The organism is Bacillus sp. FSL H8-0547 (assembly GCA_038002745.1).
Classification (GTDB): Bacteria; Bacillota; Bacilli; order Bacillales; family Bacillaceae; genus Bacillus_P.
On record JBBODD010000001.1, the window covers coordinates 2,052,079 to 2,067,029 of the forward strand.

General features: G+C 47.5%; 14 protein-coding genes. 12 read left to right on the top strand and 2 right to left on the bottom strand.

The features are described from left to right. The first annotated feature begins 60 nt into the window (after nucleotides 1-60). The 6 genes from MHB63_10155 to MHB63_10180 all read left to right on the top strand — a co-directional run bounded on the left by MHB63_10155 (nucleotide 61) and on the right by MHB63_10180 (nucleotide 7,033). Entirely contained in the window at nucleotides 61-726 is a 666-nt protein-coding gene (locus tag MHB63_10155) for a TIGR03943 family protein (GenBank protein MEK3806892.1), read from the top strand. Between the two features lie 197 nt (nucleotides 727-923). Next, the gene (xylF, locus tag MHB63_10160) at nucleotides 924-1,967 is read left to right on the top strand and encodes a D-xylose ABC transporter substrate-binding protein (protein ID MEK3806893.1); all 1,044 of its coding nucleotides are present in this window, start codon (nucleotides 924-926) and stop codon (nucleotides 1,965-1,967) included. Between the two features lie 456 nt (nucleotides 1,968-2,423). Next, nucleotides 2,424-3,947: a xylose ABC transporter ATP-binding protein gene (locus MHB63_10165; GenBank protein MEK3806894.1), complete on the top strand. Its 1,524-nt coding sequence runs from the start codon at nucleotides 2,424-2,426 to the stop codon at nucleotides 3,945-3,947. Beyond that, entirely contained in the window at nucleotides 3,944-5,122 is a 1,179-nt protein-coding gene (locus MHB63_10170; protein MEK3806895.1) for a sugar ABC transporter permease, read from the top strand. The genes MHB63_10165 and MHB63_10170 overlap by 4 nt, the downstream gene beginning before the upstream one ends. Before the next feature lie 89 nt (nucleotides 5,123-5,211). Further along, nucleotides 5,212-6,681 carry a methyl-accepting chemotaxis protein gene (locus tag MHB63_10175; GenBank protein ID MEK3806896.1) on the top strand — a complete coding sequence of 490 codons (1,470 nt, stop codon included), beginning with the start codon at nucleotides 5,212-5,214 and terminating at the stop codon, nucleotides 6,679-6,681. Nucleotides 6,682-6,760: 79 nt separating this feature from the next. Further along, entirely contained in the window at nucleotides 6,761-7,033 is a 273-nt protein-coding gene (locus tag MHB63_10180; protein MEK3806897.1) for a hypothetical protein, read from the top strand. A gap of 63 nt (nucleotides 7,034-7,096) precedes the next feature. On the opposite strand, the gene MHB63_10185 is transcribed toward MHB63_10180, so the two are convergent. After that, nucleotides 7,097-8,296: an FAD-dependent oxidoreductase gene (locus tag MHB63_10185; GenBank protein MEK3806898.1), complete on the bottom strand. Its 1,200-nt coding sequence runs from the start codon at nucleotides 8,294-8,296 to the stop codon at nucleotides 7,097-7,099. Nucleotides 8,297-8,713: 417 nt separating this feature from the next. Between MHB63_10185 and MHB63_10190 the strand changes: the two genes are divergently transcribed. Beyond that, on the top strand, nucleotides 8,714-9,700 hold the full coding sequence (locus MHB63_10190) for a Gfo/Idh/MocA family oxidoreductase (GenBank protein ID MEK3806899.1): 987 nt from the start codon (nucleotides 8,714-8,716) through the stop codon (nucleotides 9,698-9,700). A gap of 151 nt (nucleotides 9,701-9,851) precedes the next feature. Here the strand turns inward: MHB63_10190 and MHB63_10195 are convergent, their stop codons facing one another. After that, nucleotides 9,852-10,355 (bottom strand): hypothetical protein, encoded by a 504-nt coding sequence (locus MHB63_10195; protein MEK3806900.1) that lies wholly within the window; start codon nucleotides 10,353-10,355, stop codon nucleotides 9,852-9,854. 216 nt (nucleotides 10,356-10,571) lie between these two features. Here MHB63_10195 and MHB63_10200 point away from each other — a divergent pair, with 216 nt between their 5' ends. Genes MHB63_10200 through nuoH form a run of 5 tightly spaced genes read left to right on the top strand, consistent with a single transcriptional unit; the run spans nucleotide 10,572 to nucleotide 14,896 of the window. Further along, nucleotides 10,572-10,946, top strand: coding sequence for an NADH-quinone oxidoreductase subunit A (locus MHB63_10200; GenBank protein ID MEK3806901.1), 375 nt, complete (start codon nucleotides 10,572-10,574; stop codon nucleotides 10,944-10,946). Beyond that, complete coding sequence (locus MHB63_10205) at nucleotides 10,937-11,458, top strand: NADH-quinone oxidoreductase subunit B family protein (GenBank protein MEK3806902.1); 522 nt, start codon at nucleotides 10,937-10,939, stop codon at nucleotides 11,456-11,458. Before MHB63_10200 ends, MHB63_10205 begins: the two co-directional genes overlap by 10 nt. Beyond that, nucleotides 11,448-12,788, top strand: coding sequence for an NADH-quinone oxidoreductase subunit C (locus MHB63_10210; protein MEK3806903.1), 1,341 nt, complete (start codon nucleotides 11,448-11,450; stop codon nucleotides 12,786-12,788). Before MHB63_10205 ends, MHB63_10210 begins: the two co-directional genes overlap by 11 nt. Before the next feature lie 3 nt (nucleotides 12,789-12,791). Then, nucleotides 12,792-13,892 (top strand): NADH-quinone oxidoreductase subunit D, encoded by a 1,101-nt coding sequence (locus MHB63_10215; GenBank protein MEK3806904.1) that lies wholly within the window; start codon nucleotides 12,792-12,794, stop codon nucleotides 13,890-13,892. Next, nucleotides 13,892-14,896 carry an NADH-quinone oxidoreductase subunit NuoH gene (nuoH, locus tag MHB63_10220; GenBank protein ID MEK3806905.1) on the top strand — a complete coding sequence of 335 codons (1,005 nt, stop codon included), beginning with the start codon at nucleotides 13,892-13,894 and terminating at the stop codon, nucleotides 14,894-14,896. Before MHB63_10215 ends, nuoH begins: the two co-directional genes overlap by 1 nt. The last annotated feature ends 55 nt before the right edge of the window (nucleotides 14,897-14,951 follow it).

Below are 14,951 nucleotides of genomic sequence, written 5' to 3' on the forward strand. Positions count from 1 at the left end.
CCCTTCTTTTTTGTTACACTGAAAAGAGCAATTCTTATAAATGGAATGGGAGTTAATCGAGTGAAAAATTTTATTATGGCCGCTTTTGGTCTCCTCATAATAGGAAGCATTGTTTTTATTTTTGGAATGAGCATGCAGCCGGAAAAAGCAGAGCCAGAAAAACAAGAAGCTTCTCAGAAAACAGAAGAGCCATTCGCAAATGCGAAAGAGTATTTAGAAGATCCAGATAGCTATATGAATGAGCTTGATGAAAAATACAAGCCTGAGCTTGAAGATGATCATCATGCAGAAGAGAAGCCGGATGATTATTACCAGAATCAAAAAAATGAACTATTGAAGATGGATACAATCATACTTACAAATGAAAATTACACGTCCGTCCTGGATGTTCTGGACCGTTTTCCGAGGGAATTTGAGGGGAAACAGATTGAACTGACTGGATTTGTCCACCGCGAAAAAGATTTTAAACCTACACAGTTTGTCGTTGCAAGAAGCGGTGATCCGTGCTGCACGGATGAGCATGACGGGTTATACGGTCTCTTTTCCGCGACAGAAAAAGCAAAGGATTTTAAAGACCGGGAGTGGGTCAGTGTCTCGGGCGAGCTGCAGACAACAGAGTATTCATCTACTGAGATTCCCTATCTGCAAATTAAGAAAATCTCAAAGATAGATCCTCCTTCACAGCCATATGTTTATAAGGAAAAAGAAGAGGGTCATTCTCATTGACTGGCCTATTAAAAAGACTGTACCGCTAATGAACAATTGGAGGTACAGTCTTTTTAGGGAAAAAAGAAAGCGGTTTCTAAAATGTAGAAAATAATGCTAGATATCTTAAAAAAGTACAGAAATCATATAAAATAAACCGCTTACAAAGGTGATAAAGTTAGTCTTGTAAGATTGATATTCCAAGGGGGAATGGGGAAATGAAGAAAGGGTTAATACTGCTTATGCTGATGATGTTTGTGTTTGGTCTTACTGCCTGTGTCAGCTCGGGCTCAGAGCCGACAAAAGGGGACGGCGAAAAGGCTGGCAAAGATGATGAGCTTGTCATCGGATTCTCAATGGACACGCTTGAAGAAGAGCGCTGGCAGCGCGACCGTGATCTGTTTGTTGCAAAAGCCGAGGAGCTTGGCGCAAAAGTTAATGTACAGGCAGCAAACGGGGACGATGCAAAGCAGATTGCACAGGCTGAAAACCTGATCAGCCAGGGTGTGGACATTCTGGTTGTCGTGCCTCACAACGCGGAGGTTGCCGCGTCAATCGTCGAAATGGCTCACCAGGAAGACGTTAAAGTCATCTCATACGACCGTCTGATTAAAAATTCGGATGTGGATCTCTATGTATCCTTTGACAATGAACGTGTAGGAGAAATGCAGGCAACAGCCATCACTGAGCTTGTACCTAAAGGAAACTATGTGCTGATTGAAGGCGCGGATACTGACAACAATGCCCATCTTTTCAAAAAGGGACAAATGAACGTGCTTCAGCCTCTGATTGACAGCGGCGACATTAAAATCGTCTACGACCAGTGGACAGAAGAGTGGGATCCGGCAAATGCCCTTGCCAATATGGAAAATGCTCTGACAGCGAACAACAACAAAGTCGATGCTGTTGTAGCAGCAAATGACGGCACTGCCGGCGGTGTCATTCAGGCGCTTGCCGCTCAGGGACTTGCAGGAAAAGTACCTGTTTCAGGACAGGATGCCGAGCTTGCGGCTGCACAGCGGATCGTAGAAGGCACACAGACGATGACGGTTTACAAGCCAATCACCCTGATCGCAGAAACAGTTGCCGACCTTGCAGTGAAAATGGCCAATGGCGAAGAAGTTGAAACAAACGGCAAAGTCAATAACGGCAAAATCGATGTCCCATCACTTCTGCTTGATCCGGTAGCGGTAAATAAAGACAACATCGATGACACCATCATTAAAGACGGGTTCCATAAGAAAGAGGATGTGTATAAGTAAAACCCTGGGTCATTTGTGCAAATGATGACCGGTCGGGTGGAAATGGGATAGAAAGGCTGACGGAGTGCCGCCACAAATCCTATCGGTGGGTATGCAAAAGTGGCACCACTCAGGCAGGTGGCGCCACAAATCGTGTACGTGAGTATGCAAAATTGGCATTACTCAGGCGAGTGCCGCCACAAATCCAGTCAGTGGGTGTGTAAAAGTAGTACCACTCGGGCGAGTGCCGCCACAAACCAGTCAGTGGGTATGCAAAAGTAGCACCACTTAGGCGAATGCCACCAAAAATCCAATTGGTGAGTACGCAAAAGTGCCCCTACTCAGGCGGATGCCGGCGCTCAGCACACCCGGCTCAAGCATGAAACTTTTAAAGCTTTACCATACATTGAAAAATGCGGAATTCTCGATAATTCCGCATTTTTTTCTAGACATTTTAATGAATTGGAGGGGGAAGTCGTGTCATCTGTTCTTGAAATGACGAGTATTACGAAAGAATTTCCAGGCGTGAAGGCTCTTGATGATGTCACGTTTCAAGTGGAAAAAGGCGAAATCCATGCACTCTGCGGAGAGAACGGGGCCGGGAAATCCACGCTTATGAAGGTGCTGAGCGGGCTGTATCCTTCAGGCTCTTATTCAGGTGAGATAACGGTGGACGGAGAAGTGCAGTCTTTTAAAACGATTAAGGATGCTGAAAAAGCGGGCATCTCCATCATCTATCAGGAGCTCGCTCTTGTCCGGCAAATGACGGTGGCAGAAAATCTCATTCTCGGCAATGAGCCGGCAACCTTCGGCATTATTGATCAAAATAAGATGATTCAAATGTGTGAGAAATGGCTTGCTGAGGTCGGCCTGAAAGGCGTAAGCCCAGATACGATTACGGGAACACTCGGCATCGGCCAGCAGCAGCTTGTCGAAATTGCAAAGGCTCTTTCAAAAAAGGCCAAAATCCTGATTTTAGATGAACCGACTGCTGCTCTGACTGAACAGGAAGTCAAGATTCTGCTTGCGATTTTAAAAGAATTCAGGGAGCGGGGCGTCACCTGCATCTACATCTCCCACAAGCTCGGAGAAGTGTTTGATATTGCCGATACGATCACGGTTCTCCGCGACGGAAAAACGGTCACTTCCCAAAAAGCGGCCGATCTCACGGAGGATAAAGTCATCGCATACATGGTGGGGCGCGAGATCAAAGACCGCTATCCCCGAATGGCCGCAAATCCGAAAGAGACCATTCTGAAGGTTGAGGACTATACGGTTTATCATCCTGATATGCCTGGAAAAAAAGTTATAGATTCTGTCTCATTTCAAGTGAAAAAAGGTGAAATCCTTGGAATTGCAGGGCTGATGGGTTCAGGAAGAACGGAGCTTGTGATGAGCCTGTTCGGCGCTTACGCAGGCTATTCAAAAGGCAATGTGGAAATCAACGGAAAGAATGCGAAAAACAAATCCGTCAAGCAGGCAATCGAAAACGGACTGGCGCTCGTATCGGAGGACCGGAAAAAATTCGGCCTTGTCCTGAACATGGATATCCAGAACAACGTGACGCTTCCGAGCCTGAGGCGCGTCTCATCCCTCGGCATCATCAACCAGAATGAAGAAATCCGCAGCGGGAATCAGTATTTAAAACAGCTGAGAATAAAAGCGCCATCTGTTGAAACAGTCACCGGCACACTGAGCGGGGGGAACCAGCAGAAGGTTGTCATCGGAAAATGGCTGATGACGAAACCTAAAATTTTGATCCTTGATGAACCAACGAGGGGAATTGACGTTGGAGCGAAGCTTGAAATCTATCACATTATGAATGAGCTCGTAAACGAGGGAGTGGCCATCATCATGATTTCGTCTGAGCTGCCTGAAGTACTTGGCATGAGCCACAGAATTCTGGTGATGTCAGAAGGGAAATTCACAGGTGAATTCCATGCAGAAAATGCTACCCAGGAAAACATTATGAGAGCAGCGACAGGAGGACTTGCAGGATGAGCACAAACCTTGAAACCGTTAAACAGCCGGCAGTGAAAGAAAAGAAAATCAATTTGTTTACAATCGATATCCGCGCATACTCCATGATTGGCGCCCTTCTCATCATCTGGATTTTATTTTCCGTCTTAAATGATACCTTTCTAACCCCGCGGAACTTATCCAATCTCTTTTTGCAGATGTCTGTAACATCCATTCTAGCAATTGGCATGGTCCTGATCATCGTATCCGGACAGATTGACCTCTCAGTCGGCTCACTTGTCGGACTGACGGGAGGCGTTGCAGCGATCCTGAACGTCTGGCTTGGCTGGGATACGATACCCGTTATTATTGCAACAGTGGTATTGGGTGCGCTGATTGGTCTGTGGCAGGGATGGTGGATTGCCTACATGGCCGTGCCGGCCTTTATCGTCACGCTCGGAGGAATGCTTATTTTCCGGGGAATACTGACCGGTATCACCGGAAGCATGACCGTAGCTCCGCTTTCACCTAGCCTTAAGATCATCGGACAGGGATATGTGACGCCTGCTGCAGGCCTGATCATGGGAGCTATTGCGTTTATCCTTGCCGTGTACTTTTTGATCAGACAAAGAAACGCGCGCATCAAGTACGGATTTGATGTTCTTTCCATGAACTGGACGCTGATTGCTTCAGTGGGCATCGGTCTTCTGATCTTTACGTTCATATACTTGATGAATCAGTACCAGGGAATTCCGGTTCCATTTATAACGGTCATCATCCTCGCTGTTCTTTTCCACTTTATCGCCAAAAAGACGGTATTCGGCAGACAGGTGTATGCCATTGGGGGCAATCCCGAGGCCGCTGTTCTCTCAGGCATTAACATTAAGCGCAGAATTCTCCTCGTTTTCGTTCTCGGGAACACACTTGCAGCGATCGCAGGTCTTGTCCTGACTGCGCGCGTGAACGCGGCTACCGTTGGAGCAGGAAACATGTATGAGCTCGATGCCATCGCAGCCTGCGTCATCGGGGGCACAAGTTTGATGGGCGGAATCGGAACCATCCCGGGAGCCATCATTGGAGCTCTTGTTATGGCGAGCCTGGATAACGGCATGAGCATCATGAACATTGATGCCTACTGGCAGCTGATTGTAAAAGGAAGTATTCTGGTTCTTGCCGTTTGGTTTGATATCTACAGCCGGAATAAAAAGAAGCGCTGAATGCAGCGTTTCTTTTTTTGTTATATAAAAAAGTTGTAAGCGCTGTCGATATAGTAAGTAAACCAATTTGAACACAGGGGAGAACATGTATGACAGCGATTGAAAAGGTAAAACACGATGATTTATTAAGCAAAAACAAGCTGATGCTGTTTACATTTGGCGCGTCATCTTTATTTGCTCTGATTTACGTCCTGGTCACGGGGCAGATGGAGCAGGTGCCGATTTATTCAGCTGAATGTGTGATGCTGATTGTTTTTTATGTATTGTTCCGGTATTTGAAAAGGGACAGGCTGTTTCCGTATTTCACGGTTGTGATGATTTCTATTCTTGCATGCGCCTCGATCTTCATAACCGGCGCGAATCTTGCACTTATTCCAGTCCTCTTTTTTCAGGCCGTTTTTTCAGCGGTCCCTTACTACTCGACGGTTTTTGCAACTGGATTTGGCCTTGGCCTTGTGACCCTTTTTGTCAATGCATCGGTTCCCTCTGCAGAACAGGAAATGATTGCAGGCAGCATGGGCGCCATTGTTCTGGCCTATCTTTTAACAGGGGTCCTGCTTGGCGTGCTCATCCATCTGAATAAAAAACAGTTCAATGTGCTGCAGCAGTTCATAGCGGATGCCGAAGCTGAAGCAGGCCGAAAAGAAGAGCAGAGGCACAAGCTCGAACAGGCGGCTTCCCGGATCGCTGACAGTGTGGCAAAAGCGAACGAGAGAGTGCAGATGAATACACGCGCCCAGGCAGAAATGACGATTGCCATTAATGAAGTCTCTGCCGGGAGCCAAATCCAGAGCGAGCAGATCAGCGAAATTGCTGAAAGTGCCCACAACAACATGCTTTCCATGAACGAACTGAACGAGATTTCTTCCCTGTTGAACGAAGACTCAAGACAAGCCAGCCGCATTGCGGACAAAAGCGGTGAAAAAGTGAGCAGGCTGATGACAGAAATGAATGACCTGAATCAAATCGTTACGGCTTTGAATGCGACGTTTAAAAACCTGAACCTGAAGATTGAAGAAACCAATCAGTTCACAAACACGATCCGCCAGATTACCGAACAGACAAATCTTCTCGCTTTAAATGCATCAATCGAAGCGGCAAGAGCAGGAGAGGCAGGCAAAGGATTTTCGGTCGTTGCCCAGGAAATTCGCAAGCTTGCTGAATTAACGAATGATGCCAATAAAAAAATCACGGAGAATCTGAAACAGGTCAATCAAACGAGCGGGGAAGCGGAAGAAAAAATGGCGGCAAGCAGCGCGAACCTGCTGACAAGTGTTGAGGCAACACGTGAAGTCCACGAGAATTTCCAGCAGCTGAAAGAGAAATTGGCCAATATGACAGAGAGCTTCACAGGCTTTGAAGCCATCTCGGCCGACGTAGAGACAAACACGGCAAATGTCGAGCGTTCAACCAATGAACTTGCGGCCATCATCGAACAGGCATCTGCAAGCATGCAGGAGATGAGCGCGACGATTGAAACCCTTAGTGACGATAATAAAAAAATTGCTGACCTCATGAACGAAACGGCTTTAAGTGCGGAATCAATCCTAAAATCGTAAGCGCCTATGTTTTGCATTTTGATAAGCGGGTAAAAGTAAGAAACACTTAAAAAAATGCAAAACGGAAGGAGCATCAAGCATGAGACAAAAAGCATTAATTTCAGGCATTGCGATCTCGACAGTCGGAGTCGGCGTCACATCCTACCTATTAAAGGACAAAGCAAACCGTGAAAAGGTAACTGAATTCGTACAAAGCACGAAGAACAAAATCCCGTATTTCTCGCGCAAAAACACAGATTCATTCCCTGTTGAAAAAGCGGGCAACCCGGATCCGGAAGACATCGATGACAACAAAATGGTCTCAGAAGGCTCCATGTATCCCGTTCAATATTATGATGAAAAGCAAAAGTAATGGAAAAACCGGCTCTGTGCCGGTTTTTTTGCTGCAGAAAAAAAGGAAAAGCCGCAGCTTTCCCTATCTGTCCAGCCGGACAATGTCAGCATCCGGATGGGATTGATATAGAATCAGATCTTTAATGATTTCTGCTCCAAGCATCGAATAAACGGTGCCGTTGCCGCCGAACCCAAGGCAATAGTAGATATTGTCTTTTTTCGGATGCTGTCCGATGAAGGGCAGGCCATCGTCTGATTCACCGAAGCTTGCTCCCCAGGCGGAGTCGACCTCCATGTCATATGAAGGATAATGCTCTTTAATCTTATCAAGAAGACGCTGGCCGCGCTCGCGGATGATGTCTTCATTGCTCGGGGCTTCCATCTTGTCTTCATCAAGTCCGCCGGCAACAATTCTTCCGTCGACCGTTGTCCTCATATAAAAGTAGGGCCGTTTCGTCTCCCAAATTAAGCTCCGATCCTCCCACTTTTCCAAAGATGCAACAGGTGTGGTGGCAATAGCGTATGTCCTGTTTACATCCGCACCCAGCTTTTTGGCGAATGGAATGGTTTCATATCCGGTTGAGTAAATGACATTCTTTGCCCGAATGGTTCCGTGGGAAGTCTGCATCGTGATATATTCATCATCCCGGTCCAGTTCTTCAACCGCTGTGTTCTCAAAAATCTGCACACCGTTTTGATGTGCATCCTTCATAAGGGTCTGGATGAATTTATAGGGATTTACCTCTGCATCGCCGTCAGTCAGAAGCGCTGCAGGCTTTTTAAATCCAAACCGTTCTTCAATCTCATCCTCTTCTAAAAAAGAGACTGGAAAGCCATGCTTGGAAAGCGCCTTGAATTCTTTTTTAAGCTTTGACACATCTTTCTCATCGCTCGCATAGTACAAGCTTTTCCGTCTGATGAAATCAACCGGCTGAGACAGGCTCTTAGCCGTTTTTTCAAGCTCGTCCACCGCTTTTAGGCACATCTTGTAAAAGCGTACGGCCTGATCCTTGCCGATTTCCTTTATAAATTCATGCAGCATTTTGTCATTTGAAAACTGAAGCAGCCCGGTGTTGGCAGACGAACTTCCGCTTCCGACGATTCTTTTTTCAACGAGCACGGTATTCAGATTATAGGAAGAAAGAGTATGGGCGCATAATGCGCCGGACATCCCCCCGCCAACAATAAGAACATCGCATGTGATTGATTCGCTGAGCTCTGGATACTTTTGTGTGCTGCTGATCGTTTTTGGCCAATAAAGTGAACCATTATGCAGTTTCATTCATTTTCCTCCTAGAAGTCATACAGGGATATTCCCTCTTTTATCCAGATGGGAAACCTTTTGGTGAAAAAAATCATTTACGCTTTTCTTGGTGTCCAGCTCCAGCCCCTAGATCCTCCGTCAGAACGGCTCCGTCAAAAAAGTCAAACCCGGACTTTTCTGCCGGACCCTTTTCTGCCTGTCGGATTTGAACAAGGGGCTTCCGCTTTTCCCGGTGTCCAGCTCCAGCGGCCAACTCCTCTGCCAGAACAAAATCCCCCAAAAAGTCAAACCCGGACTTTTCGGGTGATTTCTTATATGTCTATCGGAGCTAAACGGCCGCTTCCGCTTTTCTTTTCATTTTATCCAATTAAAGAAAAGGAAATCACCGGTGCGAAAAGGAAATAGTATAGGGACAACGTTTAGGAGGGAACAGACATGATAAAAGCAGCGATGCTGAGCAAGTGGCACGTGCATGCCGTTGATTATGCACGGGATATACATAACAGTTCGAAAGTGGAAATTGCGATGGTTTGGGATGAAGACAAAGAGCGAGGAGAGAAGTGGGCAAATGAGCTTGGCGTGCCGTTTGAGGCGAGCCTCGAGGCGGTGCTCGGTAATCCTGAGATTCAGGGAGTCGTGGTAGACACGCCGACAAATATGCATAAGGAAGTCATTGTGAAGGCAGCAGAACACGGAAAGCACATCTTCACGGAAAAAGTGCTGGCACTGACAGCAGCAGACTGCAATGAAATTTTTAAGGCGGTCGAGAAAGCGGGCGTTTCCCTGGTTGTTTCTATGCCAAGGCTGAGTACAGACTATTACCTTTTTGCAGAAAAAGCTGTAAAGGAAGGTATGCTCGGAGAGGTTAAAAATGCGAGATGCCGCGTAGCCCATAATGGATCGGTTCCGACAGAAGAAAATCCGCAGGGCTGGCTGCCGGCACACTTTTACAACGCCGAGCAATGCGGCGGCGGGGCGCTGATCGACCTGGGTGCCCATCCGATCTATTTAATGAACAGACTTGCAGGAAAACCGAAAGAAGTTTCCGCGCATTTTGATTATGTGTATGGCAAGGAAGTGGAAGACCAGGCATCCGTGCTTGTCACGTATGAGAACGGTGCCACAGCCGTCCTGGAAACATCTTTCGTTTCATTCGGCAGTCCGTTTTCCCTGGAACTGTACGGAACAGAAGGGTGTCTCCTGATTCAGGACGGGAAAATCGAGCTTCGGAATGCAGAAGGCGTCCGCATTATGGAGAATCTGCCTGAAGAACTCCCGATTCCGATGGAGCAATGGGCTGACGCGATTCTGTCTGGGACAGCGCCATTTATTACGAACGAGGATGCCTTGTTCCTGACCGCAGTTAATGAAGCGGCGATCAAATCCAATGCAGAAAAGCGCAGAGTGGCCGTCGAATGTTAAAAGAATCCGGCCGGAAATCGTAATTCCGGCCGGATTTGCTCCTTATTGGTGCTCTAACAATCCAAACTCGTGCTCCAACAATCCAAATCAGCATGCTAACAATCCAAAAGCCGCCTTTAACAATCCGGCGCACAAAAAAAGAACCAAACGCTCAGTTTGGTCCCAGCTTTTTGCTTTTTCGCTCATATTTTTGATATAGCTCATAAATTTTCTGCTCAGACGCATCTTTTGCAGATAAAAAATGATTCTCAAACAGATTTGAAAAATAAGTGACGGTGCGCCCGCACTGGATTCCTGAAACATACGCATTTTCTGTGAAAGAGTATTCCTTCACAGCCCATGCAGCATGCTCAAGATGTATCACTGCCACCTCACCAAAGTAAATGCTCATGCATTCCTCAAGATCGGCGACCGTCAGTTGAAAATCACGGAATTTATTTTCTTTGAAAAAATCAAAGTAGACTTCTTCAAGTTCAATCAAACTTTTTGGAGAATAGGTTAATGGTAAGCCAAGTTCTGCATATATATCTTCTAAAAGAGACAAGTTCTCTTTCCGCTGTTCATAAAAATAGATTTTAGCCGCTTCTTCTGATTCAAACACAGGCAGATTCTTGCCGTAATCCGTTTCAAAGTCATGCTGATATGATTCTGGCATTCTGTCACCTCGCGTTTTTTATTCATGAGCTAGTATAACATCCTGAAGGCCATAAAAGAGCAGCTTACAGCAATGCTACAAAAGAGGATGAAACTGGATATGTTCTTATGAAAATATCCCTTATCGACACGTTTTGGGCAACAGTGTTATAATGTTAGCGGTTACATTTTGAATATTATAAAAGTTTTACCAACTTTCACATAACGGGGGAAAGGGATGGAATCACTCAACGTCTATTTGAATAACTACTTAATTGTTGTTGTTTTCCTGCTGCTTGGTATCTTGCTGCCGGTCGTGGCGCTCGGAATCGGCCGGATTTTAAGGCCCCACAAGCCGAGTGAGGCGAAGGCCACTACTTACGAGAGCGGAATTGATCCATTTCATGATTCACGCGTTCAATTTAATGTCCGGTACTATATGTTTGGTCTGATGTTTGTCATTTTTGACGTAGAAACGGTGTTTTTGTATCCGTGGGCTGTCGCATATGAGAAGCTTGGTGTTTTTGCTCTGATTGAAATGCTTATTTTTGTCATCATGCTCGTGATTGGGCTAGTCTACGCATGGAAGAAGAAGGTGCTGAAATGGACTTAAAGCTAACGAATATCCCTCAGGATGAAATGGAAGAGCTCAAGCGCAGCGTCTTTTTGACGACACTTGAGGATTTAAAGGGCTGGGCGAGAAGCAATTCACTCTGGCCGCTGACATTCGGCCTTGCATGCTGTGCCATTGAAATGATGGGTGTCGGCTCATCACACTATGACCTCGACCGTTTTGGCTCGTTTTTTAGAACATCGCCCCGGCAATCGGATGTCATGATCGTATCAGGGACCGTTACGAAAAAAATGGCCCCGGTCTTAAAGCGTCTGTACGACCAGATGCCTGAACCGAAATGGGTGATTGCCATGGGTTCTTGTGCAACGGCAGGCGGACCGTATATCAAATCCTACGCCGTCGTAAAAGGGGTCGATCAGATTGTGCCGGTTGACGTCTATATCCCGGGCTGTCCGCCCAATCCTGCCGCCCTCATCTACGGAATCAACAAGCTGAAAGAAAAAATCCGTTACGAGGCAAAAACAGGGAGTGAAATAATCCATGAGCGATGAAAAAGACCTCCAGCAGCAAAAGAGAGAAGCCGCTCAAAAGGCAAAGGAAGCTGCCCTGAAAAAACTTGCAGAAAAGCAGGCCGGGAAGGAACCCGCAAGCGAAGACTCTCTAGCCAAACAAAAGGCCGCCGCAGCTGCCAAAGCAAAAGCTGCCGTACTGGCTAAGCAGAAAGCGAAAGAATCCAGCGGAAGCGAATTATCAGGAGACGACCTCGCATTAGCGAAGCAAAAAGCTTTTGCAGCCGCCAAAGCAAAAGCCGAAGCCATCGCGAAGCAAAAAGCGAAAGAAGCCGGAGAAAGCGAATCCACAGGAGACGATCTGGCACTAGCGAAGCAAAAAGCAGTCGCCGCAGCAAAGGCAAAAGCCGCTGCAATGGCTAAGCAGAAAGCAAAAGAAGCCCGAGAAACCGAGTCCTCAGGAGACGACCTGGCATTAGCGAAGAAGAAAGCAGTCGCCGCAGCAAAGGCAAAAGCCGCTGCACTGGCTAAGCAGAAAGCAAAAGAAGCGGGTGGAAGTGAAACCATAGGAGACGACCTGGCATTAGCAAAGCAAAAGGCTGTCGCAGCAGCAAAGGCAAAAGCCGCTGCACTGGCTAAGCAGAAAGCGAAAGAAGCGGGAGCAAGCGAATCCTCAGGAGACGACCTTGCTTTAGCAAAGCAAAAGGCTGTCGCAGCCGCCAAAGCAAAAGCCGCTGCAGCCGCAAAAGCAAAGGCATCCCGTGAAAATATGTCAGAAGACGACTTGGCGAAAGAAAAGGCAAAAGCGATTGCTGCTGCCAAGGCAAAGGCTGCCGTTGCTGCTAAAGCGAAGCAAATGGCAGTCAAGGAAGAACCGCAGCAAGAAGAACCCTCACCGAATGAACCAATCCTGCAGAAATACATCAGCATCATTGAAACGCATCTTGGCCGGGATGTCCTGGAAGAGTCAGGCATCAATAGGCTGTCGAAAGATGTTCCTACCCTTACTGCAAAGAAAGAATCCTATTTTACATTAGCAAAACTGCTGAAAGAACAGGAAGACTTACAGTTTGATTATGTATCCGAACTGCACGGCACCGACTTTCAGACCCATATGGAAATTTACGTGTACCTCTTTTCCTATATACACAGGCACACAGTCGTGCTGAAGGTGAAGCTTGACCGTGACCAGCCTGAAATCCAGTCGCTTGTGCCTCTTTGGAAAGGGGCGGACTGGCCTGAGCGCGAGGCCTATGATTTGCTGGGCATCCATTTCACGGACCATCCGAATTTAACGAGAATCATGATGCCGGATGACTGGATCGGGCATCCGCTAAGAAAAGATTATGAACCTTATGATGTGGAGGTGTAGCTTTTGATCCGGACAGAAGAAATGCTCCTGAATGTCGGCCCGCAGCATCCGAGTACGCACGGCGTATTCAGGCTGGTCATAAAAATTGACGGAGAAATCATTAAAGAGGCTACACCGGTGATTGGCTATTTACATAGAGGCACGGAAAAAATCGCGGAAAATCTGCAGTATACGCAGATCATACCGTACACAGACCGCATGGATTACCTGTCCGCGATGACCAACAACTACGTGATCTGCCATGCAGTGGAGACGATGGCGGGTATTCAGGTTCCGGAACGCGCGGACTATTTGCGCGTCATTGCGATGGAGCTTGGACGGGTCGCGAGTCACCTAGTCTGGTGGGGCACGTATTTGCTTGATATCGGTGCGGTAAGCCCGTTCTTATATGCTTTCCGCGAGCGGGAAATGATCATTAATCTGCTGGCGGAATTGTCGGGTGCACGCCTTACGTTTAACTACATGCGTGTAGGCGGAGTGAAGTGGGATGCACCGGAGGGCTGGATTGAAAAAGTCGCCGAATTCATCCCGTACATGAGAGAGCAGCTCAAGGGCTATCATGATCTTGTGTCAGGGAACGAAATTTTCCTGAACCGTGTAAAAGGGGTCGGCATTTATACAAAAGAAGAGGCTCTTGAGTACTCCCTGAGCGGCGCCAACCTTCGCTGTACCGGGGTGAAATGGGATCTCCGCAAAGATGAGCCGTATTCCATTTATGACCGTTTTGATTTTGACGTTCCGGTCAGGACAAAAGGCGACGCTTTTGCCCGCTATGAATGCCGTATGGCTGAAATCGAGGAGTCTCTGAAAATTTTGGAGCAGGCGGTTGAACAGTTTCCTGGTGACGGGCCGATCATGGCTAAGGTGCCGAAAATCATTAAGGCTCCAAAAGGAGAGGCGTATGTGCGGATTGAATCCCCGCGCGGCGAGATCGGCTGCTATATCGCCAGTGACGGAAAAAAAGAGCCGTACCGCCTGAAATTCAGACGGCCGTCTTTTTACAATCTGCAAATCCTGCCAAAGCTGCTGCAGGGTGAAAACATGGCGAACCTCATTACCATTCTCGGCGCCATTGACATCGTGCTCGGGGAGGTGGACGGCTGATGGTGCAGGATCTGCTGCAATCGTCCCCTGGCCTAGGCAATTTCGCCATTTTTTTCGGACTCGCAACAGCTTTCCTGTTCGTTGTCCTTGGATTTGTCACCTACGGCATCCTGGCTGAACGCAAAGTCATGGGCTTCATGCAGGGCAGGATCGGACCGAATCAGGTAGGCGGCAGGTGGGGCCTGCTGCAGACAGTGGCTGACGTTCTGAAGCTCCTGATAAAAGAGGACACGATTCCAAAGCTTGCAGATAAACCGCTGTTTATTCTCGCGCCAGTCATTGCCTTTGCACCTGCCTTTATCGTGCTGTCAACAATCCCCTTTACAGATTCCTTTCAATTTGCGGATCTTGGAGTCGGACTGCTATTTTATATCGCCATTTCCGGGCTGACGACAATCGGCATTGTCACCGGCGGCTGGGCATCGAACAACAAATACTCGCTGCTCGGCGGCATGCGGGCCGCGGCCCAGATGATTTCCTACGAAATCCCGCTTGTGATGTCAGTCATCGGCGTCGTGCTTTTATCCGGAAGTCTGAACTTGAACACCATCGTCGATGCACAGGAGAATGTCTGGTTTATTTTCCTGCAGCCGATTGGCTTTTTGATCTTCTTGATTGCATCTGTCGCAGAGCTGAACCGGACGCCGTTTGACTTGCCTGAGGCGGAATCAGAGCTTGTCGCCGGCTACCATGTCGAATATTCCGGCTTCCGCTGGGCGTTTTTCATGCTATCGGAATATGTATACTTTTTCGCCATGGCATCGCTGACGACCGTGCTTTTCCTCGGCGGTTGGCAGCCTGTTGCCTTCCTTGATTTCATTCCGGGCGCCATCTGGTTCGGACTGAAATTCAGTGTCGTCATTTTCATCCTGATCTGGTTCCGCGTCACCTTCCCGAGGATCCGCGCCGACCAGCTCATGGAATTCGGCTGGAAAGTGCTCCTGCCTGTCGCACTCGCGAACATATTTGTAACAGCGATTGTGAAGGAGATTTTCTTTAAGTAACAAAATGTCGAAAAATTGGAATACGCACACTGCCAACCAAGAGACATCTGGAAAA

What these genes read in the sequence shown, in the direction of transcription:
- MHB63_10175 (MEK3806896.1), top strand. Translation starts at nt 5,212, where the DNA reads ATGACAGCGATTGAAAAGGTAAAACACGATGATTTATTAAGCAAAAAC.
- MHB63_10180 (MEK3806897.1), top strand. Translation starts at nt 6,761, where the DNA reads ATGAGACAAAAAGCATTAATTTCAGGCATTGCGATCTCGACAGTCGGA.
- nuoH (MEK3806905.1), top strand. Translation starts at nt 13,892, where the DNA reads ATGGTGCAGGATCTGCTGCAATCGTCCCCTGGCCTAGGCAATTTCGCC.
- MHB63_10185 (MEK3806898.1), bottom strand. Translation starts at nt 8,296, where the DNA reads ATGAAACTGCATAATGGTTCACTTTATTGGCCAAAAACGATCAGCAGC.
- MHB63_10170 (MEK3806895.1), top strand. Translation starts at nt 3,944, where the DNA reads ATGAGCACAAACCTTGAAACCGTTAAACAGCCGGCAGTGAAAGAAAAG.
- MHB63_10200 (MEK3806901.1), top strand. Translation starts at nt 10,572, where the DNA reads ATGGAATCACTCAACGTCTATTTGAATAACTACTTAATTGTTGTTGTT.
- MHB63_10205 (MEK3806902.1), top strand. Translation starts at nt 10,937, where the DNA reads ATGGACTTAAAGCTAACGAATATCCCTCAGGATGAAATGGAAGAGCTC.
- MHB63_10190 (MEK3806899.1), top strand. Translation starts at nt 8,714, where the DNA reads ATGATAAAAGCAGCGATGCTGAGCAAGTGGCACGTGCATGCCGTTGAT.
- MHB63_10210 (MEK3806903.1), top strand. Translation starts at nt 11,448, where the DNA reads ATGAGCGATGAAAAAGACCTCCAGCAGCAAAAGAGAGAAGCCGCTCAA.
- MHB63_10195 (MEK3806900.1), bottom strand. Translation starts at nt 10,355, where the DNA reads ATGCCAGAATCATATCAGCATGACTTTGAAACGGATTACGGCAAGAAT.
- xylF (MEK3806893.1), top strand. Translation starts at nt 924, where the DNA reads ATGAAGAAAGGGTTAATACTGCTTATGCTGATGATGTTTGTGTTTGGT.